General features: G+C 70.8%; 21 protein-coding genes. 11 read left to right on the forward strand and 10 right to left on the reverse strand.

The features are described from left to right. Window positions 1–8: 8 nt before the first annotated feature. The gene (gene tatA, locus QA861_RS09030) at window positions 9–314 is read right to left on the reverse strand and encodes a Sec-independent protein translocase subunit TatA (protein ID WP_334590497.1); all 306 of its coding nucleotides are present in this window, start codon (window positions 312–314) and stop codon (window positions 9–11) included. Between the two features lie 86 nt (window positions 315–400). Between tatA and QA861_RS09035 the strand changes: the two genes are divergently transcribed. After that, window positions 401–1,909, forward strand: coding sequence for an LCP family protein (locus QA861_RS09035; protein ID WP_334587697.1), 1,509 nt, complete (start codon window positions 401–403; stop codon window positions 1,907–1,909). Here QA861_RS09035 and mgtA read toward each other — a convergent pair. From mgtA to QA861_RS09075, 8 genes are all read right to left on the reverse strand, one after another. Next, complete coding sequence (gene mgtA / locus QA861_RS09040; RefSeq protein WP_334587698.1) at window positions 1,896–4,418, reverse strand: magnesium-translocating P-type ATPase; 2,523 nt, start codon at window positions 4,416–4,418, stop codon at window positions 1,896–1,898. The two genes, QA861_RS09035 and mgtA, sit on opposite strands and share 14 nt — an antisense overlap. After that, on the reverse strand, window positions 4,408–4,764 hold the full coding sequence (locus QA861_RS09045) for an ArsR/SmtB family transcription factor (RefSeq protein ID WP_334587699.1): 357 nt from the start codon (window positions 4,762–4,764) through the stop codon (window positions 4,408–4,410). Before QA861_RS09045 ends, mgtA begins: the two co-directional genes overlap by 11 nt. 9 nt (window positions 4,765–4,773) lie before the next feature. Continuing rightward, on the reverse strand, window positions 4,774–5,850 hold the full coding sequence (locus tag QA861_RS09050) for a LacI family DNA-binding transcriptional regulator (protein ID WP_334587700.1): 1,077 nt from the start codon (window positions 5,848–5,850) through the stop codon (window positions 4,774–4,776). Between the two features lie 96 nt (window positions 5,851–5,946). Beyond that, window positions 5,947–8,316: a beta-galactosidase gene (locus QA861_RS09055; protein ID WP_334587701.1), complete on the reverse strand. Its 2,370-nt coding sequence runs from the start codon at window positions 8,314–8,316 to the stop codon at window positions 5,947–5,949. After that, complete coding sequence (locus QA861_RS09060) at window positions 8,313–10,073, reverse strand: glycoside hydrolase family 35 protein (RefSeq protein ID WP_334587702.1); 1,761 nt, start codon at window positions 10,071–10,073, stop codon at window positions 8,313–8,315. Before QA861_RS09060 ends, QA861_RS09055 begins: the two co-directional genes overlap by 4 nt. Before the next feature lie 151 nt (window positions 10,074–10,224). Next, window positions 10,225–11,358 (reverse strand): MFS transporter, encoded by a 1,134-nt coding sequence (locus tag QA861_RS09065; protein ID WP_334590498.1) that lies wholly within the window; start codon window positions 11,356–11,358, stop codon window positions 10,225–10,227. A 308-nt stretch (window positions 11,359–11,666) separates the two neighbouring features. Further along, a complete protein-coding gene (locus tag QA861_RS09070; RefSeq protein WP_334587703.1) occupies window positions 11,667–12,260 on the reverse strand; it encodes a hypothetical protein in 594 nt (197 codons plus the stop codon). Further along, complete coding sequence (locus QA861_RS09075; protein WP_334587704.1) at window positions 12,211–13,329, reverse strand: ATP-binding protein; 1,119 nt, start codon at window positions 13,327–13,329, stop codon at window positions 12,211–12,213. Before QA861_RS09075 ends, QA861_RS09070 begins: the two co-directional genes overlap by 50 nt. Window positions 13,330–13,622: 293 nt before the next feature. Here QA861_RS09075 and QA861_RS09080 point away from each other — a divergent pair, with 293 nt between their 5' ends. From QA861_RS09080 to QA861_RS09125, 10 genes are all read left to right on the forward strand, one after another. Continuing rightward, window positions 13,623–14,498, forward strand: coding sequence for a Sco1979 family transcriptional regulator (locus QA861_RS09080; RefSeq protein WP_334587705.1), 876 nt, complete (start codon window positions 13,623–13,625; stop codon window positions 14,496–14,498). A 79-nt stretch (window positions 14,499–14,577) separates the two neighbouring features. Beyond that, window positions 14,578–14,790 (forward strand): DUF397 domain-containing protein, encoded by a 213-nt coding sequence (locus QA861_RS09085; protein WP_318320640.1) that lies wholly within the window; start codon window positions 14,578–14,580, stop codon window positions 14,788–14,790. 72 nt (window positions 14,791–14,862) lie between these two features. Then, window positions 14,863–15,678, forward strand: a complete 816-nt coding sequence (locus tag QA861_RS09090) for an SAM-dependent methyltransferase (protein WP_334587706.1) — start codon at window positions 14,863–14,865, stop codon at window positions 15,676–15,678. A 424-nt stretch (window positions 15,679–16,102) separates the two neighbouring features. Beyond that, on the forward strand, window positions 16,103–17,128 hold the full coding sequence (locus tag QA861_RS09095) for a substrate-binding domain-containing protein (protein WP_334587707.1): 1,026 nt from the start codon (window positions 16,103–16,105) through the stop codon (window positions 17,126–17,128). Between the two features lie 294 nt (window positions 17,129–17,422). After that, window positions 17,423–19,870, forward strand: a complete 2,448-nt coding sequence (locus tag QA861_RS09100) for a sensor histidine kinase (RefSeq protein ID WP_334587708.1) — start codon at window positions 17,423–17,425, stop codon at window positions 19,868–19,870. Between the two features lie 14 nt (window positions 19,871–19,884). Continuing rightward, complete coding sequence (locus tag QA861_RS09105; RefSeq protein WP_006377390.1) at window positions 19,885–20,310, forward strand: roadblock/LC7 domain-containing protein; 426 nt, start codon at window positions 19,885–19,887, stop codon at window positions 20,308–20,310. A gap of 1 nt (window position 20,311) precedes the next feature. After that, window positions 20,312–20,668 carry a DUF742 domain-containing protein gene (locus tag QA861_RS09110; protein WP_334587709.1) on the forward strand — a complete coding sequence of 119 codons (357 nt, stop codon included), beginning with the start codon at window positions 20,312–20,314 and terminating at the stop codon, window positions 20,666–20,668. Then, on the forward strand, window positions 20,655–21,260 hold the full coding sequence (locus QA861_RS09115; protein ID WP_334587710.1) for a GTP-binding protein: 606 nt from the start codon (window positions 20,655–20,657) through the stop codon (window positions 21,258–21,260). The genes QA861_RS09110 and QA861_RS09115 overlap by 14 nt, the downstream gene beginning before the upstream one ends. Before the next feature lie 251 nt (window positions 21,261–21,511). Next, window positions 21,512–22,141: a class I SAM-dependent methyltransferase gene (locus QA861_RS09120; RefSeq protein WP_334587711.1), complete on the forward strand. Its 630-nt coding sequence runs from the start codon at window positions 21,512–21,514 to the stop codon at window positions 22,139–22,141. Window positions 22,142–22,253: 112 nt separating this feature from the next. Continuing rightward, entirely contained in the window at window positions 22,254–23,186 is a 933-nt protein-coding gene (locus QA861_RS09125) for an aminoglycoside phosphotransferase family protein (RefSeq protein ID WP_334587712.1), read from the forward strand. Between the two features lie 57 nt (window positions 23,187–23,243). On the opposite strand, the gene QA861_RS09130 is transcribed toward QA861_RS09125, so the two are convergent. Next, window positions 23,244–23,621 (reverse strand): VOC family protein, encoded by a 378-nt coding sequence (locus tag QA861_RS09130; RefSeq protein ID WP_334587713.1) that lies wholly within the window; start codon window positions 23,619–23,621, stop codon window positions 23,244–23,246. Window positions 23,622–23,764 lie beyond the last annotated feature (143 nt).

The following is a 23,764-nucleotide window of genomic DNA, read 5'->3' on the forward strand; positions in this document are numbered from 1 at the left end:
CGATGCTCTTACCGATCGGCGACGGGCTCCCGTCGGTCGGCGACCGCCTCGGCCACGACCGACTCGGCCACCACGGGCTCGGCCCGGTCGGCCACGGGTTCAGCGGGGAAACCGCCGCTCACCTGCGAAGATCCCTCCCCCGCCGGCCCACTCGCCGCCCCGTCCCCCTTCAGCGCCTGCGCCTCGCTCTTGAGGATGCGCATCGAGCGGCCCAGGGCGCGTGCCGTGTCCGGCAGCTTCTTCGAGCCGAACAGCACGATGCACACGATGGCCACTACCAGCAGGTGCCAGGGTTCCAGTCCGTTCCGGAGCACAACCTCACCGCCCTTTCCTTCGTCAGACATAACAGTTGCCACTTTGCGCAACTGTACAACCAGGGTGAGACGTGAGAAGGGCGCCGATGACCAGCAGCACGAGCAGGCCTGCCGTACCCCCGCGACATCGGACCGCCGCGGGCACCCGGCGGCGGAAGCCGGGGCGGCGCGGACGGCTGGCACTGGCGATCTGTCTCTCGCTCCTGCTGCTCCTCGCGGCCGGCGCAGGGTGGGTCTATCTGAAGCTGGACGGTGACATCAAGACCTTCGACGCGGGCGGCATCGCGGACAACCGGCCGCCCGCGGGCTCGTCCAAGGGCGAGAACGTCCTGGTCATCGGCTCGGACGCGCGCAACGACGGCAACGCCGCGCTCGGCGGCGGCGACGTGAACGACATCGGGCGCTCCGACACCGCGTTCCTGCTGCACATCTACGCCGACCACAAGAACGCCGTCGCCGTCTCCATACCCCGCGACACCCTGGTCACCATCCCGCCCTGCAAGCTGCCCGACGGCAAGTGGACGACCGCCCGGCAGGGCCAGATGTTCAACGAGGCCTACTCGGTCGGCGAGACCGCCAAGGGCAACCCCGCCTGCACGCAGAACACGGTGGAGAGCATCACCGGTCTGCGCGTCGACCACACCGTCGTCGTCGACTTCAAGGGCTTCGCCGCGCTGACCGACGTGGTGGGCGGGGTGAAGGTGTGCCTCCCCCAGAACGTGTACCAGCGTGATCTCAACCCCCACCTCGACGCCCGCGGCAAGCTGCTCTTCGACAAGGGCGAGCAGACGGTCTCGGGGCAGAAGGCGCTGGACTACGTCCGGATCCGGCACGGCATCGGCGACGGCTCCGACATAGGCCGTATCAAGCGCCAACAGGCTTTCGTGGCAAGCCTGTTGAAGGAGGTCAAGAGCAACGGTCTGAGCCCGACCAAGCTGCTCCCCCTCGCCGACGCGGCCACCAAGTCCCTGACCGTGGACCCCGGTCTCGGCTCCGCCGACAAGCTGATCTCCTTCGCGATGACGCTGAAGGACATCGACCTGCACAACACGAAGTTCGTCACCATCCCCTGGCGGTACGCGGGGGCACGCGTCGCGATCGTCGAACCGGACGCCAGTGACCTCTGGGCCGCGCTCAAGGCGGACCGCACCCTGGACGGCAAGGACGCGAGCGGCAAGAAGAAGGCCTCGCCGAGCGCCCGCCCCACGGCCGCCCCGACTCCCGTGTCCGGCAAGGGAATCACCGTCACCGTCTACAACGGCACCACCGTCACCGGCCTGGCCGCGAGGGCCGCCGCCGAGCTGACCTCGGACGGTTTCACGGTCACCGGCACGGCGACCGCGAACAGCCAGGACCACGCGACGACGGTCATCGAGTACGGCCCGGGCCACAAGTCCGAGGCCCAGACCGCGGCCCGCGTCTTCCCGGGCGCGGCCATGCAGCCGGTGCCGGGGGCGGGGGTCAACGTGGTCGTCGGCCAGTCGTACAAGGGCGGTTCCACGGGCGCGCCGCAGCCCACCGCGATCCCGAAGGACGTCACCGAGGGAGCCCGCTCGGCGGACGACAACCCCTGCTCGAACCTCACCTACGGCTGACCGGGGCGCCCTCGCCAGGAAACGGCCACCGCCGGGCGACGGCGAGGGCACACCCGTACAGCCCCAGCACGACCACCAGCAGGGCGTAGTACGCCCTCGGGAGTCCCACCAGCCCCAGCGGCGGGCCGAGGGGGGACAGCGGCAGCAGTAGCCCGACGGCGGCTAGCCCGGCCGCCGCCCGCCCGACGGCTCCCCGGATCCGGCCGCCGCCGCCACGCAGAAGCAGCATCACCACGGCCTGGGTGAGGAGGTTCTCGGTGAACCAGGCCGAGTGGAAGACGGCCCGGTCGTCCAGGGCGTCGGGCCCGTGCAGGGCGAGGGCGAGCACGGCGAAGGTCGCGAGGTCGGTGACGGCGTTGAGCGCCCCGAAGCCGCCGAGGAAGCGGAGCAGGTCACGGGGGCGCGGAGCGGTCGGCCGGGCCAGGGTGCCGGGCGCGGGACGGTCGTAGGCGTACGCCAGTTGGGCCGCGTCGAAGCACAGGTTCTGGGCGAGGACCTGCGCCGGGAGCATGGGCAGGAAGGGCAGCAGGAGTCCGGCGGCGAGCATCGCGACGACGTTGCCGAGGTTCGAGGAGAGCGTGACGCGCAGATACGTGGCGATGTTGCCGCTGCTGTGCCGGCCGGCCGTGACGGCGTGGGCGACCGCGGCGAGGTCCTTCTCCCCGAGGACGACGTCCGCGCTCTCGCGGGCCACGTCGACGGCGGTGCGCGGTGCGATCCCGACGTCGGCGGCGCCCAGCGCGGGCACGTCGTTCGTCCCGTCGCCGAGGAAGCCGACGGTGTGGCCGCCGGCCCGCAGCGCGGCGACGATCCGGGCCTTGTGGGCGGGGGCGCAGCGCGCGAAGACCGTCGTACGGCGGGCCAGGTCCGTCAGTTCGGTGTCGCCGAGGGCGACGGCGGTGTCCGCGTCCACGACCTCTCCGGGGTCGAGGCCCAGGTCGTGGCAGGCGCGGGCGGCCGTGCCCGGATGGTCGCCGGTGAGGATCTTCACGTCCACCCCGAGCGCGGCGAGGTCGCGCAGGGCCTCGGCGGCGGTGGGCGCGAGGTCGTCCCGCAGGGCGACGAAACCCCGGAAGGTCAGACCGCGTACGTCGGCCGGGGTCCATTCGCGGGTGCGCGCGGGCCGCTCGGCGGTGGCGACGGCGAGCAGGCGCAGTCCGCTCGCCGCCTGTCCGTCGGCTCGCGAGAGAAGCCGGGCCCGCTCGGCGGGGTCCAGCCCGCACCGTTCGACGACGTCCGCGACCGCGCCCTTGACGACGAGGACATGGGTCCCGAGTCGCCCCCGCACCACCGCCGTGGCCAGCCGCCGCACCGGGTCGAAGGGCAGCGCGGCCACCCCGTCGTACCGTTCCCCGACCGGTCCCGCCGCCGTCAGGAGGGCTTCGTCGAGGGCGTCCGGGGCGGGCGGTTCGGCGAGTTGGAGGGTCCACCAGGCGGCCGTGGCGGCCCAGTCGAGCACCTGCGGATCGTCTCGTCCGTCGGCGTCCGTGGACCGTTCGACGACCGGCTGGTCCCGGGTGAGGGTGCCGGTCTTGTCGAGGCACAGGACGTCGACCGCGCCCAGGTCGTGCAGCGCGGGCAGCCGTTTCACCACGACCCCGTGCGCCCGGGCCAGCCCCGACGCCGCACGGGCCAGACAGGTGCTGACGACGACCGGCAGCATCTCGGGCGTCAGTCCGACGGCCACCGCGACAGCGAACGGCAGCGTCTGAGGCCCCTGCCGGCGCAGCGCCCCGCTCGCCATCAGCACGAGCGGCGGGGCGAGCAGCATGAACCGGATCAGCACCCAGGAGATCCCGTGCAACGACCGGTCGAAGGCACTCTTGTCCCGCGCCGCGGCCGTCCTGTGCGCGCCCGCGAAGTGGGTCCGCGCCCCCGTGGCCACCACCACGGCGGTGGCGGTTCCGGAGGCGACGGCGCTGCCCTGGAAGCACAGCTCCGGCCGCGCGAACACACCCCGGTCCCCCGCGCCCGGCCGTACGGCCTTCGCGACCGGTGCCGACTCGCCCGTCAGCGGCGCCTGGTGCACGGTCAGCCCGGTCGCGCGCAGCAGCCGTACGTCCGCCGGGACCAGGTCACCGGCTCCGAGCCGGATCACGTCGCCCGGCACGAGTTCGGCGACCGGGATCTCCCGGGCGAGCGGCGGCCCGCCCCCCTGGGGCTTTCGCAGGACCGTCGCGGTACCTGCGACCAGCTCGCGCAGCCCACTGAGGAAACGTTCCGCCTGATGTTCTCCCGAGGCGCGCAGCACACAGCTGACCGCGACCAGGGAGAGGATCACCGCGGCCGTCCCCCAGGCCGTGACGGCGGCGGAGACGAGCCCGAGACAGAGCAGTACGGCGGTGAAGGGGTCGCGCAGACTCCGTACGAACCGGACGGACCAACGGACCGGCCTGGCAGCCGGAACGAGGTTCTCCCCGACGGCCGCCGACCGTGCCTCGGCCTCGGTGTCGGTCAGAGCGCGCGGGAAACTCTCGAGCCGGTGCGGCGTCCGGAGCTCAGACTCCACGGAGGTGCCGTACGGGGGTGCCCTCGGCCCGGTCGGTCAGCCGCCCGACCAGCAGCCGTACGACGGTGACGATGTCCGGGTCGTCGACGAGGTACACCTGCCGGCGCCCTTCGCGTCTGGACCGTACGAGCCCGGCGAGTCTCAGCTTGGTGAGGTGCTGGCTCACGGCGGGCAGCGCGCCGCCGACCCGCTCGGCGAGCCCCGTCACATCGCTCTCGCCCTGCGCGAGCGCCCACATGATGTGCAGCCGCGCGGGCGAGGCGAGCAGCCCGAAGGCACCGGCGGCCTCCGCCAGCACCTCGGCGGACGGATCGTCGGAACCTGTGTTGCCCGTACCTGTCACCACCGCGCCAGTTTAGGCGGGTGCGGGGCCCGTGCTGCGTCGCACGATGAGGTGGGCGGGGATGACGGAGACCACCGCGCCGAAGTCCGTGCCCGGCGCCTGCCCGCCGTCGATCCGCGCGAGGAGCAGCCTCAGCGACCGGGTGCCGATCTCCTGGAAGTCGGTGCGGATGGTGGTGAGCGGGGGCAAAAGATGGGCGGCTTCCGGGATGTCGTCGTAGCCGACGACGCTGACGTCGTCCGGGACCCGGCGGCCGGCCTCGTGGAAGGCGCGCAGCGCGCCGAGCGCCATCTGGTCGTTGGAGGCGAAGACGGCGGTGACGTCCGGATCGCGGGCGAGCCGCCGGCCCAGTTCGTACCCGGAGTCCGCGCTCCAGTCGCCGACGAGCGGCTCGGGCACCTCGGCCCCGGCCTTCTCCAGGGTCTCGCGCCAACTCGCGGCCCGGCGTTCCGCGGACGTCCAGCCGGCCGGTCCTGCGATGTGCCGGACCGTACGGTGGCCCAGTCCCAGCAGGTGTCCGGTGGCCAGGAGTGCCCCGCCCCGGGAGTCGGCGGTGACCATGGGGGTGTCGTCGCCGAGGGCGTTGTCCATCACGACGAGGGGGATGTCGAGGTGGGCCTCGGCGAGCGCCCTGCCGACGCGCCACTGCGGGGCGATGGCGATGACCCCGTCGGCGCCCTCCGCCGACAGCCGGTCCACGGCCTGGACGACGGTGTCCCGGTCGGCGGTGTCGAGGGCGATGGAACTGACCAGGTAACCCGCGTCCTGGGCGGCGGTGTTGATCGCGGTGAGCGTGGAGGCGGGCCCGTAGCGGGCCGCGTCGAAGGAGATCACTCCGAGCATCCGGGTCCGCCCGCTGGCCAGTGACCGCGCGCTGCGGCTCGGCCGGTAGCCGAGCGACCGCATGGCCTCCAGCACCGACTCGCGGGTCTCGGCCCGTACGGCCGGGTTGTCGTTGAGTACCCGTGACACGGTCTGCTTGGAGACACCGGCGAGCCGTGCCACGTCGTCCATCACCGGCCGGGTGCCCGCGAAGTTACGTCGGCTGCGTCCCTTGGGAGCGGCGCCGCCACCGGCACTTCGGGTCATGGGGGTCGCATCCTTCGGCTTCGTCGCGCGGCGGTCGTGCCCCGCCCGGCTGGCCCACAGGATAGGCCGCCGGGCGGGGGTGACCACCGAAAGGCCCTACCCCGCGACCACGTGAGTCCGGACCGTGACCCACTCGGCCCGAGCGACCGAGGCCTCCCCCACCGGCACGGGCACCGGCAGGTACACGGGTGGGTCGGCCGGGAACGGCAGCACCCGCACCCGCAGCCCGCCGCCTGCGCGCAGCGCGTCGTCCGGCAGCCGGTCGAGGCCGATCTCCCAGACCCGCCCGGAGAAGTACTGGTCGGCGACCAGTGTGTCCCCCGCATACGCGCGGGCGACGTCTCCGCTCCAGTGGACGCGCAACAGCGTTCCGGTGCGCGGGAGTTCGTCCGGTACGTCGATGAGGTACTCGGCGGCGGACGTGTCGAAGTACGTGTCGGCGGGGGCGCTGGCCCGGTCCAGTACGCCGGTGACGGTGTCGGGGGCGGGTCCGGCGGGCCGGACCAGGGACACGTCGAGGGTGCCGGAGGCGCCGCCGGTGGGGAGCGTGTAGCGGGTGAACACCCCGTCGGCGGCGACGGCCAGGTGCTCGCCGGGGGGCCGCTCGGGTGCGGGCAGCACGGCGAGCGAGGTCTCCGCCGCCGGACTGTGCACCCGTACCTCGCCGGCCGGCTCGTCGAAGACGACCCCGCCGCCGTCACCGCACAGCAACAGCCGCTCGGCGCCCCAGGCGGTGCCCCGGTAGGCGGTACGGGCGGTCGCCGCGTCCAGCACCAGCAGGCCGACCTGTCCGCCGTCGGGCGTCCCTACCTCGACGAGCGCGTCCGTACCGGGCCGCAGCCCGGTGACGAGGAAGCGTCCGTCGGCGGACACGACCTTCCCCATGGGGGTGTGCACATACCTCAACGTGCCGATGTCCAGAGCCAGTTCGACGGGAATCCCGTCCGTGGCGGCCAGCACCAGGACGGTACGTCCGCCGACGTCCACCGTGCACACCGGCTGGGCGGTGGCCCAGTCGAGCCGGAGCCCTGCCACGTCGAGGCGTAACGGCCAGCAGAAGTACGCACCCTGAGGAACCGTCACTGGCGCGCCGGGAAAGGTCAGTTCGGGTCCGCCCGGGAGGGCGACGGTGAACGACGTGTCCGGGTGGTCCGGCAACGGCTCGTGCGGCTGGTGGTTGTTGACGAAGAGGAAGCCGGAGTGACCGTCGCTCCGGACGGCCCACCGCAGGGTGTCCCGGTCACCCTGCCCGGCCGGCCGGCGCTCGGGCAGCACGGACTCCATGGGTGCGACACGCTCACCGAAGTCCGCCAACAGCAGGTGCTGTAGGCGCAGTTCGTCGTACGAGGGCCGGTACTGCCCGTACTCGCCGAGCGGCGCCTGGAAGTCGTACGTCAAGGCGGGCAGGTCGTTGGGGTAGCCGGTGGCGTGGGACTCCTGGAGGGTGGTCAGCTCGCCCGCCGGGTTGGTGCCGCCGTGGAACATGTAGTAGCCCTGCCAGACCGAGCCGCACCCGATCTTCGTGAGCCCGAGCGCGCCGACGTCGGCGGCGTCGACACGGGGTCGGCGGTGGTAGGCCACGGCCATTCCGTCGCCCAACTCGCAGGTGGCCCAAGGGAAGCGGTCGGTCGGGGCCGGTTCGCCGCCCCGCACGTGGGTCGGTCGCAGGTCGGCGCCGATGCCCTCGTCGTCGCGCTGGTGGGTGAAGAAGAAGTGCTTGCGGCAGGTGTCGGGCCAGCCGCCGTCCCACTCGGTCCAGAAGGTCTCGGGGTAGCCGCCGAACAGCGGAAGCAGTTCGTCGGGCGGGAGTTGGACGCCGCCCCAGGCCGTCGAGGTCCAGAGCGGGGCGCTCAGCCCGGCTTCCTGCGCCATCCGCTTCAGGGTGAGGAGATGGCCGGGCCGGTCGTACAGCTCGTTCTCGATCTGGATGGCGACGATCGGGCCGCCGTGCGCCCGGTCGAGCCCCTTCAGCTGCTCGCCGATCGCGGTGAACCAGCCGTGTACGGCTTCCAGGTAGGCGGGGTCGTCGGTGCGGGGTGCGGGGGTGCGGGTGAGCAGCCAGTCGGGCAGCCCGCCGTTGCGTACCTCGGCGTGGCTCCAGGGCCCGACGCGCGGGATGAAGTCCAGGCCGTGGCGGGCGCAGAGTTCGACGAAGCGACGCAGGTCGCGGTCTCCGTCGAAGCGGATGTGGCCCTCGGTCTCCTCGTGGTGGATCCAGATGAGGTAACTGGCGACGGCCGTCACTCCGGCCGCCTTCATCTTCAGCAGCTCCTCCTCCCACTCCGCGGCCGGGTAGCGCGTGTAGTGGAACTCGCCGGAGACGGGGAACCAGGGGCGTCCGCCACGGGTGAACCAGCGGCTGGTCACCCCGATCGGGTCGGCGACTCCCGGTGCGTCGGAGAAGGGGAGATGGCCGGTGAGCGGGGGTTCGGCGGTCGCGGGGACCCGGAGGGAGTGGTGGGTCATGGCTTCACCGGGCCGAGGTCGGGGGCGTCGGTGAGCAGGGCCTGGGCGGAGGTGGTGGCGTTCAGCTCAAGGAGCAGCAACTCGTTGGCGCCCGGGCGCAGTACGGGCGCGGGCACGTAGAGGGTGCGCTGCGGTCCGCGGTTCCAGTAGCGGCCCAGGTGGAAGCCGTTGATCCAGGCCTGGCCCTTGGTCCAGCCGGCCAGCGACAGGAAGGTGTCCGCGGGGGCCTTGACCTCGAACGTGCCCCGGTGGAAGGCGGGTTGGGCGGCCTGGGGCGCGTCCGAGGGGGCGAAGGGCAGCGCGCTGAGGTCGTCCAGGGTGAGGGGGTGGCTGTCCCAGCCGCGCAGGGCGTCGCCGTTGAAGGTGACCGCCCCCAGGAGCCCCTTGGGCGAGCCGATGCGCGGCCCGTAGTTGACCCCGCCCATGTTCTCCACGAGCACCTCGACCGACGCTCCGGCGAAGGGAATCCGGACGGGCAGGGACTCGTCGTGCCGCTCGCGTTCGAGGACGCCGACGGGGGCGCCGTCGACGAACACCTGCGCCCGGTCGCCCACTCCGCCGGCGAAGTGCAGCAGTCCGTCGCCCGCGAGGGGGGCGGAGGTGCGGTAGAGCACGTACCCGGCGCGCAGCCCCAGTTCGTCCATGGTCACCGGGTCCTCGGTGCGCACGGGCTTGGCGAGGAGCCCCACATGGGGCAGCAGCGGTGCCCGCTCCCCCAACTCGACGACGGTGGGCGGGAGTTTGATGCTCGGCGCCGGGACCGGCTCGTCGGGGACGGGTGCGTGCCGGGCGATCACGTCTCGGAAGGCGTGGTACTTGGGTCCGGGGTCACCGTTCTCGGTGAGGGCGGCGTCGTAGTCGTAGGACGTGACCATGGGCTGGTAGGCGTGGTCGTGGTTGGCGCCGTTGGTGAAGGCGAAGTTGGTGCCGCCGTGGAACATGTAGATGTTGACGGACGCGCCCGCCGAGAGGAGCCGGTCCAGGTCGGCGGCGGCGTCGGCCGCGTCCCGGGTGTGGTGCTCCTCGCCCCAGTGGTCGAACCAGCCGATCCAGAACTCCGCGCACATCAGCGGCCCTTCGGGCTGATGTGCCCGCAACTGCTCCAGCGAGGCGGCGACTTTGCTGCCGAAGGTGCCCGTGGTGAGCACCCCGGGGAGGCTGCCGGCCGCGAGGTGCTCGGGGTTCGCCTGGTCGCAGGTGAAGAGCAACTCCCCGATCCCGCGCGAGCGCAGAGCCTCCGCGAGGTGTTCGAGATACGCGGCGTCGTCACCGTAGGCCCCGTACTCGTTCTCCACCTGGACGGCGATGACGGGCCCGCCCGACTCGGCGAGGTACGGCAGCAGGGGCGGCAGCAGCAGGTCGAGGTAGCGGTCGATGGCGCCGGTGAAGCGGGGATCGCTGGAGCGCAGCCGGATGTCGGGGTCGGTGGTGAGCCAGGAGGGCAGGCCGCCACCGTCCCACTCGGCGCAGATGAACGGGCCCGGCCGCAGCAGGACGTGCAGCCCCTCCGCCTGGGCCAGCCGCAGATAGCGCGGCAGATCGAGGATGCCGTCGAGGGCGAGGGTGCCGGGCTCGGGCTGGTGGAGGTTCCAGGGGACGTACGTCTCCACGGTGTTGAGGCCCATCAGCCGGGCTTTGCGCAGCCGGTCGGCCCACTGGTCGGGGTGGACGCGGAAGTAGTGCATCGCGCCGGAGATGATCCGGAACGGTTCGCCGTGCAGCAGGAAACCGTCGGACGTCGTTGTCAGGGCGGGCATGCGGGGGTTTCCCTTCGGTTCGTGACGCTCCAGCCGGTTCGCCGGAGGCGCAGGTGCATATGCAGAGAAAGATGGAGGTACAGGTGCAGCGGGAGACGGAGGTGCGGATGGTGGGGAGGTGATCGTCAGCGGTCGTCGAGCGAGGGGGCGTTCATCGAGACCGGGTCGCCCGGATCAGCCAGACCGTGGCCGCCAGACACAGCGCCGAGACCCCGCCCAGCAGCAGCGGCACGGCCCGTACACCGGACCACTCGATGGCCTTGCCGAGCGCCGGCCCCGCGGCCACTCCCCCGGCCATCGACGCGGCGATGACCACGGCGCCGGCTCTTCGCGCCCCCGAGGCGGCCCGGTTCAGCCAGGGCAGTCCGGTGGGGAAGATCGGTGCGATGAAGAGGCCGACGCCCGCGTAGGCGTAGGGGGCGAGTCCGGGTATGGCGGCCAGGAACAGACAGACGGTCATACCGGCGCAGGACACCGCCACGATCGTCTGCGGCGAGAAGCGCAGGGCGAGCGGGGCGGCCAGGAACCGGCCCACGGTCATCATCAGCCAGTACACGGAGGTGGCCGTGGCGGCGGCTGTGGCCCCGTATCCGACCGTCTCCAGGTGCGTCGGCTCCCAGCCGCCGACGCCCGCCTCGATACCCACGTGCAGGACATAGAGGGTGACGAAGACACCGATCACGGAAGCCAGGCTGCGGGCGAGCACCTGGCCGCCGGGGCGGCCGGACGCGTCGGACCCGGGCGTGGGGGCCGGCTGCGGGAGGTGCTCCCGTACGCCGCGAAGGCACAGCAGCAGGGGCAGGTTGGCGAGGGAGAAGCCGAGGAAGACGGCCGGATAGTGCTCGGAGCCGACCGCGCCGATCAGCGCCGGACCGAGGATCGCGCCGACGCCGAAGTGGGCGTTGAGGATGTTCAGCATCGCCGTCGAACGCTCGCCGAAGCCGACGGCGAACAACTGGTTGAGGCCGTAGTCGATACCGCCGAACCCGAGCCCGGCGAGCAGGGCGGCGGCCAGGGCGACGGGCCAGTTCGGCGCCAGCGCGAAGCCGGCGGCGCCGACTGCCATCAGCACGTACGAGCTGCCGAGGATGCGCCGGTTGCCGATCCGCGCGTGCAGCCGGTCGAACAGAAGCACCCCGACGACCCCGCCGGCGAAGTGGGCGCTCAGGCCGAGACCCGCGGCCGACGGGGAGAGCCCGAACTCCTTCCGGAAGGCGGGGATCGACGGACCGTACAAGGCCTGGATGACCCCGATCAGCACGAAGCCGAGGCAGGAGGCGACCACGGCGACGGGGCTGAAGACGGGAGTGGTCGGGGTCGCAGGGGCTGCGGGGGCTGTGGGGGTCGTAAGGCCCGTAGGGGCCACGGGGACTTCCGGCGGCACAGGGGTCGCCGAGGAGGCCCGTTGCTCCGTGACCGCCGGATGCCCGGAGGGGTGGTCGGTCACGTGGACTCCCGTCGCCTTGGTAGAGAACGCGGCTGACTCGTCCTCGCGCCGATGCGGGGACGGCATAAATGTTACCGGTAACATTTGTGCCGTCAAGATCCCCGGAGGCCTTTCGCCTCAGGGGATTCGCGAGAGAGCCGGAGGGATCAGCCGCCCGTGCCCGGTGACCAGCTGGGAACCCTGCCGGCCAGACGGCAGGCGAGGACGTAGAGCGGTATCGGCGGGGTGTACGGCGAGTCGCCCTCGGGGCTGTGGATCAGCCGGGGCCTGGCGGACGGGGACGCCGGCCGGGTGCGCGTCCAGGACGGGTCGGTCAGCTGGGCGCCGACCACGTAACGGGTGCTCGGGGGCCAGGTGACACCGATATGGGAACCGGACGGGACGATCCACCACCAGCACTGGTCGTCGGCGAAGACACAGCCGACGCGGGGCAACGAGTCCATGATCCGCTGCCCGTGCTCACGTGGCGTGCTGACGGCGTCACAACCGAGGCCGGTGGCCAGGCGGGCGGGCAGGACGAGGTGGCCGGAGTGCCCGAAGTGCGCACGTGCGGCCTTGGCCGAGGGGGGCGCGTGGGGCGGCGGGGGTGCGAGGTGGGTGGCGACGGACTGGAGGGGGCGAGACGGGTGGGGCGCGTGTGACCCGAGGGACGGGTGGGCGACCGGGCCACGCGGGCCGAGCGGGCGCGGGTCAGGAGCGGGAGTACGGGGGGTGCGGTGCTGTCGTTCCATACGGTCCATGTGAGGCGATTCCTTCGGCCGAGTGGGGGACGGGCCGGATGCGGTGCGGGGCCGACGGATGCCAGGGGGCGGGCGCGACGACCTGTACGGCGGGAGCAGCGAGGATTGCGTGGGCGGTGGGGTAAGCGGGGGTCGCGTGGAGGGTGGATGGAGTGGGCGGGAGGGCCAGGGCGGGCGCGGAGGCGTGCGCGCCCGCGGGAAGCGAAGCCGGAGCCGAGACAGACCCGACGCCATGGACAGCCGACGCAGGCGGAAGCGCGGCGGGCACGACTGCGGGTCCGGCCGGAGCCGGTGCAGTGGACGGGGCCTCAGCGGGATGAGCGGCCGAGGGAAGCGGGGGCGCGGCCGGCACGGGTGCGGCGACACGGCCAGTCGGCGGTAGCGGCGGCGCAGCTGACAGGGATGCGGCGGCTCCGACCGGCGCTGATGCGATCAGTGCCGCCTCGGTGGCAGTCGCCGTCTCGGCGAGACTCGCGGTGCCGGTGGGAGCAGTCGCCTCGGCGGGAGTTGCCGGTGACGCGGGGGCCGTTGACGTCGTGCTCGGTGGTGACGCCGTGGACGTCTCCGTCAACTCAACTTCTGCCGTGGGGAGTTCTGCCCAGACGATACGGCCGGAGCCGTGCGGGGCGTCGCGGACTCCCCAGTCGCTGCTCAGGACGCCGACCAACAGGAGTCCGCGCCCGCACTGTTCGTCGAAGCCGGGCCGGCGCTGGGCCGGCAGGGTCCCGCCACGGTTCTCGTCCTCGACCTCGACGTGCAGCCGCCCGGCGGCGAGACGCAGTCGGCAGACGATCCGCTCGCTGGCGGTGTGGGTGAGCGCGTTGGTGACGAGTTCGGAGGTGATGAGAAGGGCGTTGTCGGCGGTGTCGGCGTCGACGCGCCAGGCGTCGAGCAGTTCGCGCACCTTCCGGCGGGCCGCGCTCACGGAGGCGGGAGCCGCGGGCAGAACGAACATGTCCGACTGCGGAGAGTGACCGAACGGGTCCGGGAGATCCGGGTTGTCGGGGCGGCCGACACGTCGGCCGCTGGGCATTCGGCCGAGCGGCTGGGGGAGGGAGGGCGGAGCCATCGCCGTTCGCCTTTCGTCTGCCTGCGCACCCTGGCCGGTGCGACACCGCCCCGAGATGACCCGCGAGTAGGTCAACCTGTAGCAAAACAGCGCAGGTTGCGGCCCCTTCTCCCCCAACTGGGCCGTTCGCACTCGTCGTTCACCGTTTCCGGGAAGGTACGAACACTGTGACACCTGACAACAACGGCTCGCAACCAGCAAGTTGAAATTTGCATTTTGTGGGGTGCATGCTGCTTCCGTCGAAAGATGATCGTGACAGACTGCAACCCTGAGCCCGGCCTGAGGGGGTAGGCGTGACCGCGGAGACCGACTGGGGCGGCGCCCCCTCCGTCCTGCGCATGATCCTCGGCAGACAGCTGGAGGAGCTGCGGACGCGCGCCGGTCTCTCCTTCGTGGACGCGGGTGCGGCGATCGGTGTCAGCCACTCCACGATCCGCAGGATGGAAGCGGCCAAGGTGGCCCGCCTGCGCCTGCCGGACGTCGAGAAACTGCTGCAGACGTACGGGGTGACGGACCAGCAGGAGATCGACACGTTCCTGAAGTCGGTCCGCGAGGCCAACAAGCGCGGCTGGTGGCACAACTACCGGGACGTACTGCCCGACTGGTTCGCCGCATATCTGAGCCTGGAGCAGGCGGCGTTGCAGATCCGCGCGTACGAGGCGCAGTTCGTGCCGGGGCTGTTCCAGACGGCGGACTACGCGCGTGCGCTGCTGGGGGCCGGCAATCCGCACGGCTCCTCGGAGGCGACGGACCGGCGCGTGGCGCTGCGTCTGCGCCGCCAGGAACTGCTGACCCGCCCGGCGCCGCCGCGGGTGTGGATCGTGATGGACGAGACCGTGCTGCGGTGGCCGGTCGGCGGTCCGGAGGTGATGCGCGCCCAGATCGATCACCTGATCGAGATGAACGCGCTGCCCCATGTGACCTTGCAGATCATGCCGTTCGGCAACGGCCCGCATCCCGCGATGCGGGCCGGGGCGTTCCATCTCTTCCGGTTCAGGGCACCCGAGTTGCCGGACATCGTCTATCTGAGCGGTCTGGTCGGCGCGGTGTATCTCGACAAGGGCGACGACGTCGTCGTCTATCGCGAGGCCCTGGACCGGCTGGGCGCGCAGTCGGCGCCCGCCAGAAAGACCGAGGCTCTCCTCGGTGCGATTCGCAAGGAGCTCTGACATGCACCACCCCACGCATCCCCACCTGACGAACACCCACTCCAACCACTCCGGCCACTCCCACCCCGTACGCAACGGCATGCCGGCCCGTGAACTCGGTTCCCGGGGCTGGTCCAAGCCGTGGAGCGACGACGCGGGCGGGGCCTGCGTCGAAGTGAAGAAGCTCGCCGACGGCCGGGTCGCCGTCCGCCAGTCGACCGATCCCGACAGCCCCGCCCTGGTCTTCACCCCGCACGAGATGACGAGTTTCCTGGCCGGCGTCAAGGCGGGTGACGCAGACTTCCTGCTCTGAACTGCCTTGTTTCTACTGAGACTTGACTGACCTGACTCAGAACCGGACTCACGAGCTGAAGGGGAGGGCGGCGTGCCCGACAACGGATGGCCTGCCGACCGAATCGACACGGAGAACGCACACTCCGCGCGGATCTACGACTACATCCTCGGCGGTAAGGACTACTACCCCGCCGACAAGGAAGCGGGCGACGCCATGTCGCACGAGTGGCCCGCCCTGCCGATCCACATGAAGGCCAACCGCGACTGGATGAACCGCGCGGTGGCCTACCTCGCCAAGGAAGCGGGCATCCGCCAGTTCCTCGACATAGGCACCGGCATTCCCACCTCCCCCAACCTCCACGAGATCGCCCAGTCGGTGGCTCCCGAGTCCCGGGTCGTCTACGTCGACAACGACCCGATCGTCCTCACCCTCTCCCAGGGCCTGCTGGCCAGCACACCGGAGGGCCGGACGGCGTACATCGAGGCCGACTTCCAGCACCCGGAGGCCATTCTCGACTCCCCCGACTTCCGCGAGACCCTGGATCTCACCAAGCCGGTCGCCCTCACGGTGATCGCGATCGTCCACTTCGTCCTGGACGAGGACGACGCGGTGGGCATCGTCCGCCGCCTCCTCGACCCCCTCCCCTCGGGCAGCTACCTGGCGATGTCCATCGGCACCGCCGAGTTCGCCCCGGAGGAGGTGGGCCGGGTCGCCCGCGAGTACAAGGCCCGCAACATGCCGATGCGCCTGCGCACGTTCCCCGAGGCGGAGCAGTTCTTCGAGGGCCTCGACCTGGTCGAGCCGGGAATCGTCCAGGTCCACAAGTGGCATCCGGACGTGACGAGCGGGGAGGGGATCCGGGACGAGGACATCGCCATGTACGGGGCGGTGGCCCGGAAGCCGTAGCCCGTACGCGTAGGAGCCGCGGGAGCCGGAAGGTTGGCGACACTCCGGCGACCGCGGTCACTCCGACCGCGTTCACTCGGCCCCGGTTCCAGGTCCCGGTACGGGCGTTCACCCTCGGAACCTCGACGATTTGGCGGCACCAGGACACGAAAGGGAACCGGAGGCCCCATTTCCCCTTCCATTCCACCTCCGTACCGGCAATCCTTCTGACACCACCCAGAACCGTCCGAAGGGGATCACACGAGCCGGGGACACGGTTCCAACTGGTTGCTCACTTGACTACCGGGCGTCACATCCGGTTGGCTCCGCCCCAGTGAAAGTCGGACAGTCAGTGCACGTCGACCGGCGATCGCACAGTTTTGCCGTACCCACTCCCCTTCTCGTCCCTCCTCTCCTCGGCCGCGCAGCGAGGTGCCGCACTTCCATGAACACACCCCCCGCCTCTTCCGGTTCCGCACGATCCGTCAGTGCCACGGCCGTTGTCGCCGGCCTGGCCGCCGTCTGTCTCCTCGCGGCCGGCTGTTCGGGCTCCGGCTCCGACGGGTCGAACTCCGGCTCCGGCCAGGGCGCCGCCGGCGCCGGTACCCCCCGGATCAAGGTCGCCCTGATCACCCACGGAGCCAAGGGCGACGCCTTCTGGGAGCGGGTGCAGAAGGGAGCGCAGGCCGCCGCGGCGAAGGACAACGTCGAGCTGACGTACGCGAGCGACCCCGATGCCGCCGCCCAGGCCGATCTGGTGCGCGACGCAGTCAAGAACAAGGTCGACGGGATCGCCGTGACCCTCGCCAAGCCGGACGCGATGAAGAGCGTGGTCTCGCAGGCGAAGGCCGCCGGAATTCCCGTGGTCGGCCTCAACTCGGGTATCGACGCCTGGCGTTCGACGGGTCTGCTGGAGTTCTTCGGGCAGGACGAGAGCACCGCCGGCCGGGCTCTCGGCGACAAGCTGGACGCGCTCAAGGTCAAGCACGCCCTCTGCGTCATCCACGAGCAGGGGAACGTCGGCCTGGAGGCGCGCTGCGCCGGTGTGAAGAAGACCTTCACCGGCGAGACCGAGAACCTGTACGTGAACGGCACCGACACGGACGCGGTGTCCGCGGTCATCGCGGCCCGGCTGAACCAGGACCCGAGCATCGACGAAGTGGTCACACTGGGCGCGCAGTTCGCGCTCTCGGCGGTGAAGTCGGTGGACCAGTCGGACAGCAAGGCGAAGATCGCCACCTTCGACCTCAACAACGACATCGTGGGCGCGATCAAGAGTGGTGCCGTGCAGTTCGCCGTGGACCAGCAGCCGTACCTCCAGGGCTATCTCGCCGTCGACTCGCTCTGGCTGTACAAGTCCAACGGCAACTTCAGCGGCGGCGGATCGGCTCCCGTGCTCACCGGGCCCGCCTTCGTCACCAAGCAGAACATCGCCGACGTCGCCAGGTTCGCGGCCGACGGCACCCGCTGAGCGTCACCCGGTACCCGACTCCCGTCCCCTAGGGCTCCCTATGGCCCCCGTCGGCTCCCTTCAGCGGACGTTCCGCATCCCCTTCCGGCGCGCTCCCGAATCCGTTTGCGCAGCAACCGTCGTACAACGGCTGCGCCAAGCTTTGGGGGCTCACGGTGTGTACGTTCGCTTGTACGGATAGCATCCTGCCGACCCGGGCGTGTTCCGCCACCTGTTCCGTTTCCACTGTCACCCCCCCCATCCGCCACCTGCCACTTGTCACTTCCACTCACCGCTGATCGCCCTAGGACGACGATGCCTCCACGCAAAGGTGCCCGGCGCCGTCTCGGCTCCATACGTCTCTCGCTGATCCTGCTCGCACTGGTTCCCAGCGTCCTCCTCGCCGCGATGTGGGGTGTGACGACGATTCAGATGTTCTCGGAGGGCATGCGACTGCGGAACCAGACAGAACTCAGCGAGGCGACCGGAGCCATGGGCACCGACGCCACGTTCGCGCTGCAGAAGGAGCGCACCCTGTCGGCCGAGTGGCTGGCCTCGCCCAGGGGTGACCGCACCGCCATGGACGCGCAGCGCAAGGCGACGGACGAGGCGGTCGCGAAACTCGTCGGACAGACCAGGGCCGTCCAGGAGGCCCCCGACCGTGTCGGGGAACGGATGTACTCGGTGATCGCGGCGGCGGGCAGCCTGGAGTACTACCGCGGGCAGGTCGACCATCTCACCGACATCTCCCCCCAGCAGGTGCTGGACCAGTACTCGTCGATCATCGGCAACCAGATCCACGCCTTCCAGGAGCTCTCCCAGGTCGACGACGGCGACCTCACCTCGCAGGCCGGCCCACTCGTGTCACTGGAGCAGGCGGCCGAACTGGTCGCCCAGGAGGACTCACAGCTCACTCTGGCCTGGCCCTCGGGGCACTTCGACCAGAAGGAGTGGGAGTCCTACGTCCGGCTGGTCAGCGCCAGGCGCTGGGTCGTCGAGGACCAGCTGATCCAGTCCCTCACCGGCACGGCGAAGACCCGCACCGAGGCGATCCTGGCGGGCCCCGCCTGGCGGACCGTGACCTCCATCGAGGACCAGGTGCTCGCGTCGGGCACGCCCGGCGGCGGCGCCGAACGGAAGATCACCCTGCCCGGCAGGCAGAAGCAGTGGTCGGCCGCGATAGACGAACTGAGCCTCCAGTACGGCTCGCTCATCCACGACGAGACCCGGGGGCTCCTCACCCGCAGCGCCGACGAGGCGAACTCGCTGCTGATCAAGGCCGGCGCGCTGAGCGCCGTCGGACTCGGCGGGCTGGTGCTGTGCGTCGTCCTGTCCTGGCGTATCACCCGGTCCCTGTCCCGTCGGCTGCGCGGGCTGCGTATGGCCACGCTGGGCCTGGCCGAGGAACGGCTGCCGGACGTGCTCGCGCGCCTCAACCGGGGCGAGAAGGTCGACGTCGAGTCGGCCACCCCACCGCTGGACTACGGCCACGACGAACTCGGCCAGGTGGCACACGCGTTCAACGCCGCGCAGCGCACCGCCGTGCACACCGCGGTCGAACTCGCCGACACCCGGCGGGGTTTCCAGAAGGTCATCCTGGGCATCGCGCGGCAGAGCCAGAACCTGGTCAACCTCCAGCTCACCAAGCTGGACGCGCTGGAACGCGCCCACCAGGACCCGGAGATCCTCAAGGGTCTGTACGAACTCGACTCGACGGCGAGCCAGTTGCGCCGCTACGAGGAGAACCTCGTCATCATCAGCGGTGAACGGCCCGGCCGCAGCTGGACCGAGCCGGTCGCGCTGATCGACATTTTGCGCAGCGCCGTCGGTGAGGTCGCCCAGTACCAGCGGGTCGAGGTGCAGACCGAGGAGGACGTGTACCTCGCGCCGCCCGCGGTGGCCGACGTCATCCATCTGCTGGCCGAGCTGATCGACAACGCGACCGCCTACTCCCCCGCGCCCAGCCCGGTGGGCGTACGGGCCGCGATGGTCGCCAAGGGCCTGGCCATCGAGGTCGAGGACCGCGGACTCGGCATGTCCGAGGACGACTACGCGTCTTTCAACGAACACCTGTCCAAGGCCCCGCAGTTCGACGTGGTGGCCCTCGCCGACGACCTGCGGCTCGGCATGTTCGTGATCGCGCGCCTCGCCGTCCGGCACGGCATCCATGTCACGCTGCGCTCGTCGCCGTACGGCGGTACGACGGCGATCGTGCTGATCCCGCACGAGGTGGTCGTACGGGAACTCAGCGCGCCGGACACCGACTTGTCGGTGTCGAAGGAGGCGTCCGCCGAGGTGCCCGGGCCGGCCGTCGCGGATCGCCCGGCACCCGAGCGCGTCCGGGATACGCAGCCCGCCGCGGCCCGCGTCCGGACCGCCGACGCCGGTTCTCCCCGGGCCGGCGTCCTCGTCGGGGCGGACCGCGGAGCGGGTCCGGGCGGTGAGCGCGAGGCAGAACGCGGCGGCCCCGCCCGCAAGGGCGGGCTCACCCCGCTGCCGCGCCGGGTGCCGCAGACCAGTCTGGCCGCCGAACTGTGGGAGGACACCGAACCGGACGCCACGTCCGAGGACGCGCTCGAGGATTTCTCGGCGGAGCGCGCGGCCTCCTCGCTCTCCGGTTTCCAGCGCGGAACCCTCCAGGCCCGTGACGACGACGCCGAAGAGCAGTACGACCATGGGGAGGACAACACTCCTCAGGAACCTGACGCACCGCTCCCCGACGCAGGCACTCCGGTCACCTCGACTCCGCCCGCAGACCGCTGATGAAGGACAGAGAAATGACACGCCCCACCCCCGCCACGCACACCGAGCTCGACCAGTTGCTCACCGGACTCGTGGACCGGGTAGCCGAGGTCAACCACGCCGTCGTGCTTTCCGAGGACGGACTGGTCGTCAGCAGGTCCACGGCGTTCCTGCGGGATGACGCCGAGCGGCTCGCGGCGACCGCGTCCGGGCTGATGAGCCTCAGCAAGGGCGTCAGCATGGACTTCCGGGGCGGCCCGGTGCGTCAGGCGCTGATCGAGATGCGCAACGGCTACCTGATCCTCACGGCGGCCGGCCCGGGTGCCCACCTCGCGGTGCTGACCAGCCAGGGCGCGGACGTCGGCGTGGTGGCGTACCAGATGAACATGCTGGTGAAGAAGATCGGTGAGCACCTCAGCGCGGCCCCGCGTGCCGGGGTCGTCGGCGCGGCCGGCGAGTGAGGTGAACGGAAGCGACGCGGCCGGCCGTCTCGTACGGCCGTTCACGCTCACCGGCGGGCGGACCCGGCCCAGCCGCGCCGACTTCACTCTGATCACATCGGTGACGGCGGTGGAGCCGCAGCCGGACGGGCCCACGCGCCCGCAGCCCGAGCACGCTCGGATCCTGCGGCTGTGCGCGCGGCCCGTCGTGGTGGCGGAACTGGCGGCCCATCTGGACCTGCCGGTGAGTGTGGTCGTCATCATGCTGTGCGACCTGCTGGAGGCCGGCCGGATCACCGCCCGGTCCCCGAGGCAGATCTCGCGCACCACGGACATGGACCTGCTCCAGAAAGTGAGGGACGGCCTTGGCCGGCTCTGACCCGACCCTGAACGGGACCTCGGCCCCCGACACGGTCAAGATCCTCATCGCCGGCGGGTTCGGCGTGGGCAAGACGACGATGGTCGGCTCGGTCAGCGAGATCGTGCCCCTGCGCACCGAGGAACCGCTCACGGCGGCCGGCCTCGGCATCGACGACCTCGACGGCATCGAGCAGAAGAAGGCCACCACCGTGGCCCTCGACTTCGGCCGCATCACCCTCAGCCACGAGCTGATCCTGTACCTCTTCGGTACGCCGGGGCAGCAGCGGTTCTGGTTCATGTGGAACGACCTGTCGATCGGCGCGCTGGGGGCCGTGGTCCTCATCGACGTCCGCCGGCCGGAGTCGAGCTTCGCGGCGATCGACTTCTTCGAGCGCCGGGACATCCCGTTCGTCGTCGGGGTGAACGGCTTCCACGGGGAACATCCGTACGAGCCGGACGAGATCCGGGAGGCGCTGGCGCTGCCGGAGCACACCCCGGTCCTGCTGTGCGACGCCCGGGACCGGGACTCGTGCCGGGACGTGCTGATAGCGCTGATCGACCAGTTGATAGCGTCGGCGACCCCGGGCGGCGGCAACGCGCACACGGCCTGAAGTCACGTGTCAATAAGTCACGTGCCGGTGCGCTTCTGTGGGCAGGCTGTGAGTCCGCTGATTCTCACTCGTCGGCGAGGGGCGTCCGGCAGCGTTCGGTCGAGATCGTGGTGCCGGTGTACAACGAGGCGCACTTCTCCGAACTACCAGGGGTGTCCCGTAATCGGGTGCGGGGACGAGCAGTCCGAGAGGAAGCGCCGGTATAGGGCCGGAGAACGGCTGCAAACGGCGCGGGTGTTAGTTTCCTGCCCGTGTTAAAACACCAGGACGAGACCAGGGCGGCCTACGACGGGGTCGTCGAGCTCTATGCGTCGATGTTCACCAGTCGGTTGGAGACGCGGCCGTTCGCGCGGAACATGATCGGCACCTTCGCCGAGCTCGTGCGTGATACGGGGAACCTGCGGGTAGCCGACGTCGGGTGCGGACCCGGCCATCTGACGTCCATGCTGCACGACTTGGGGTTGGACGCCTTCGGACTCGACCTCTCCCCGGGTATGGTCGCTCACGCTCGGCGGGCCCAGCCGACGCTGCGGTTCGACGAAGCGCGGATGGAGGCTCTGCCGGTCGAGGACGGCGCGCTCGGTGGAGTGCTGGCCCACTACTCGATGATCCATACCCCACCTGGAGAATTGCCCGCGCTGCTCGCCGAGCAGGTGCGTGTCCTGGCACCGGGGGGTCTGCTCCTGGTGTCCTTCTTCGGGACCGAGGGGCCGGAACCGGTCCGCTTCGATCACAAGGTGGCGCCCGCCTATAGCTGGCCGGCGGAGCAGTTTGCCGAGTTGTTGGCCGGAGTCGGGCTCGTCACGGTGGCTCGGTTGCTCCACGACCCAGCGTCCGAGCGGGGCTTCCTCGACACCCACTTGCTGGCCCGCCGCCCGTAGATTTGCCCGTGACTTGGGACGGGGTGGTGTAGATCATCCGCGTGGGTCTGCCGGGCGGCAGTGGTCGGCTTGGGCTTGGTGGCTGCGGTGGGCCGGCGCGTAGGGTGCCAGGATGATCGCGATGCCCGAGGAGTTCGCCCAGAGCACCGTCAGCCGCGAGGGGGAGGCTGGGGCGGTGTGGCTCGCCGAGCTGCCTGGGATCGTGGAGGAGTTGCTGGGGCGCTGGGGGTGCGTGCCGGACGGCGAGGTCATGCACGGGGGCGTCGGTGTCATCGTTCCGGTACGGCGGCGGGCTGAGGGGAGCGCCGTGCTGAAAGTGTCGTTTCCGCATCCCGGCAACGTCCATGAGCCGGATGCGTTCGTTGCGTGGGATGGGTGCGGCGCCGTGCTGCTGCATGAGCGTGACGACGAGCGGTTCGCGATGCTGCTGGAGCGGGTTCAGTCGTCGACTCTGGCGGAGGTCGAGGACGGCGACGAGGTGGTGATGGTCGCCGGGCGGCTCAATCGCCGTTTGGCCATCCCCGCACCGCGCGGCCTGCCCCGGATGCGTGAGCAGGCCCGTGTCTGGGAGGAACACCTGTGCAAGGACGCCGAAGAACTGGCGCATGCACTGCCGCGTCAGGTGCTGGATGCCGCCGTGGCGACCGTTCGGGAGCTGGGTCGGGCCCAGCCGGACACCCTCATCCATGGTGACCTCCATGCCCGGAACATCCTGCGTGCCGGCCGAGAGCCGTGGCTGGTTGTGGACCCCAAGGGGTATGTGGGAGATCCTGCCTACGACGGCGGCACACTGCTGAAGTCCCGTGCGCTGACGCTCCTCGAAGCGGATGACCTGCGCAAGGCTGTCCACCGCGTCCTGGACGTCTTCGCCGAGGCCGCGGAACTCGATCGTGAACGCGTCCAGCGGTGGGCCCAGTTCCATGCCGTCCAGGCTGCGTTCTGGGGCCGCCGCCACGGTTTTCGTATCGCCCGCAGCGGACCACGACTGGACTGGCTCACCGAATTGGCCGACCGCCTGGCGGAGTTGCTCACCGACGGCTCATAATGCGTGAGCGTGCTGGCCGGGTCCGCTGGGCGGCCCCACCTTTACGGTGCCCCCCGTTCAGTGCCGGACGAGACAGAACGGGTGCCCTGCCGGATCCGCGAAGATGCGCCAACTCCGCTGCCCGTCACTCACGTCGAGCAGTTTGGCACCCCGCTTGAGAACGTCTTCCTGAGCTTGTTCCAGGTCCTTGACCTCCAGGTCGAGGTGGAACTGCTGAGGGCGAGCGGAGTCCGGCCAGCGCGGCGGCCGATAGTTGTCCACGCGTTGGAAGGCCAGCACGAACCCGCCGTCGGTGTGGAGGGTGGCCCAGCCCTCCCCGAGCGACCACCGCGGATCCGGCTGGTTCACGACGCCGCCGAGAAGCGACTGGTAGAACCGGGACAGCCCAACGGCATCGGCACAGTCCAACACCACACACTGCAGCTTGGCGATCATGCAGGGCAGCGTCTCACGACGCCTGATCACCATCTACAGCTGGAGTACTACCCGGAGCGAACCGCGAAACTGCCCAGGTAGCGGGCCCGCCCTGAGCCCGATACCGCAGCAAAAGCCGGTCGCGGTGGGGCAGTAGGTCCGGC

It is taken from the genome of Streptomyces sp. B21-083 (assembly GCF_036898825.1).
In the GTDB taxonomy this organism is placed as follows: domain Bacteria; phylum Actinomycetota; class Actinomycetes; order Streptomycetales; family Streptomycetaceae; genus Streptomyces.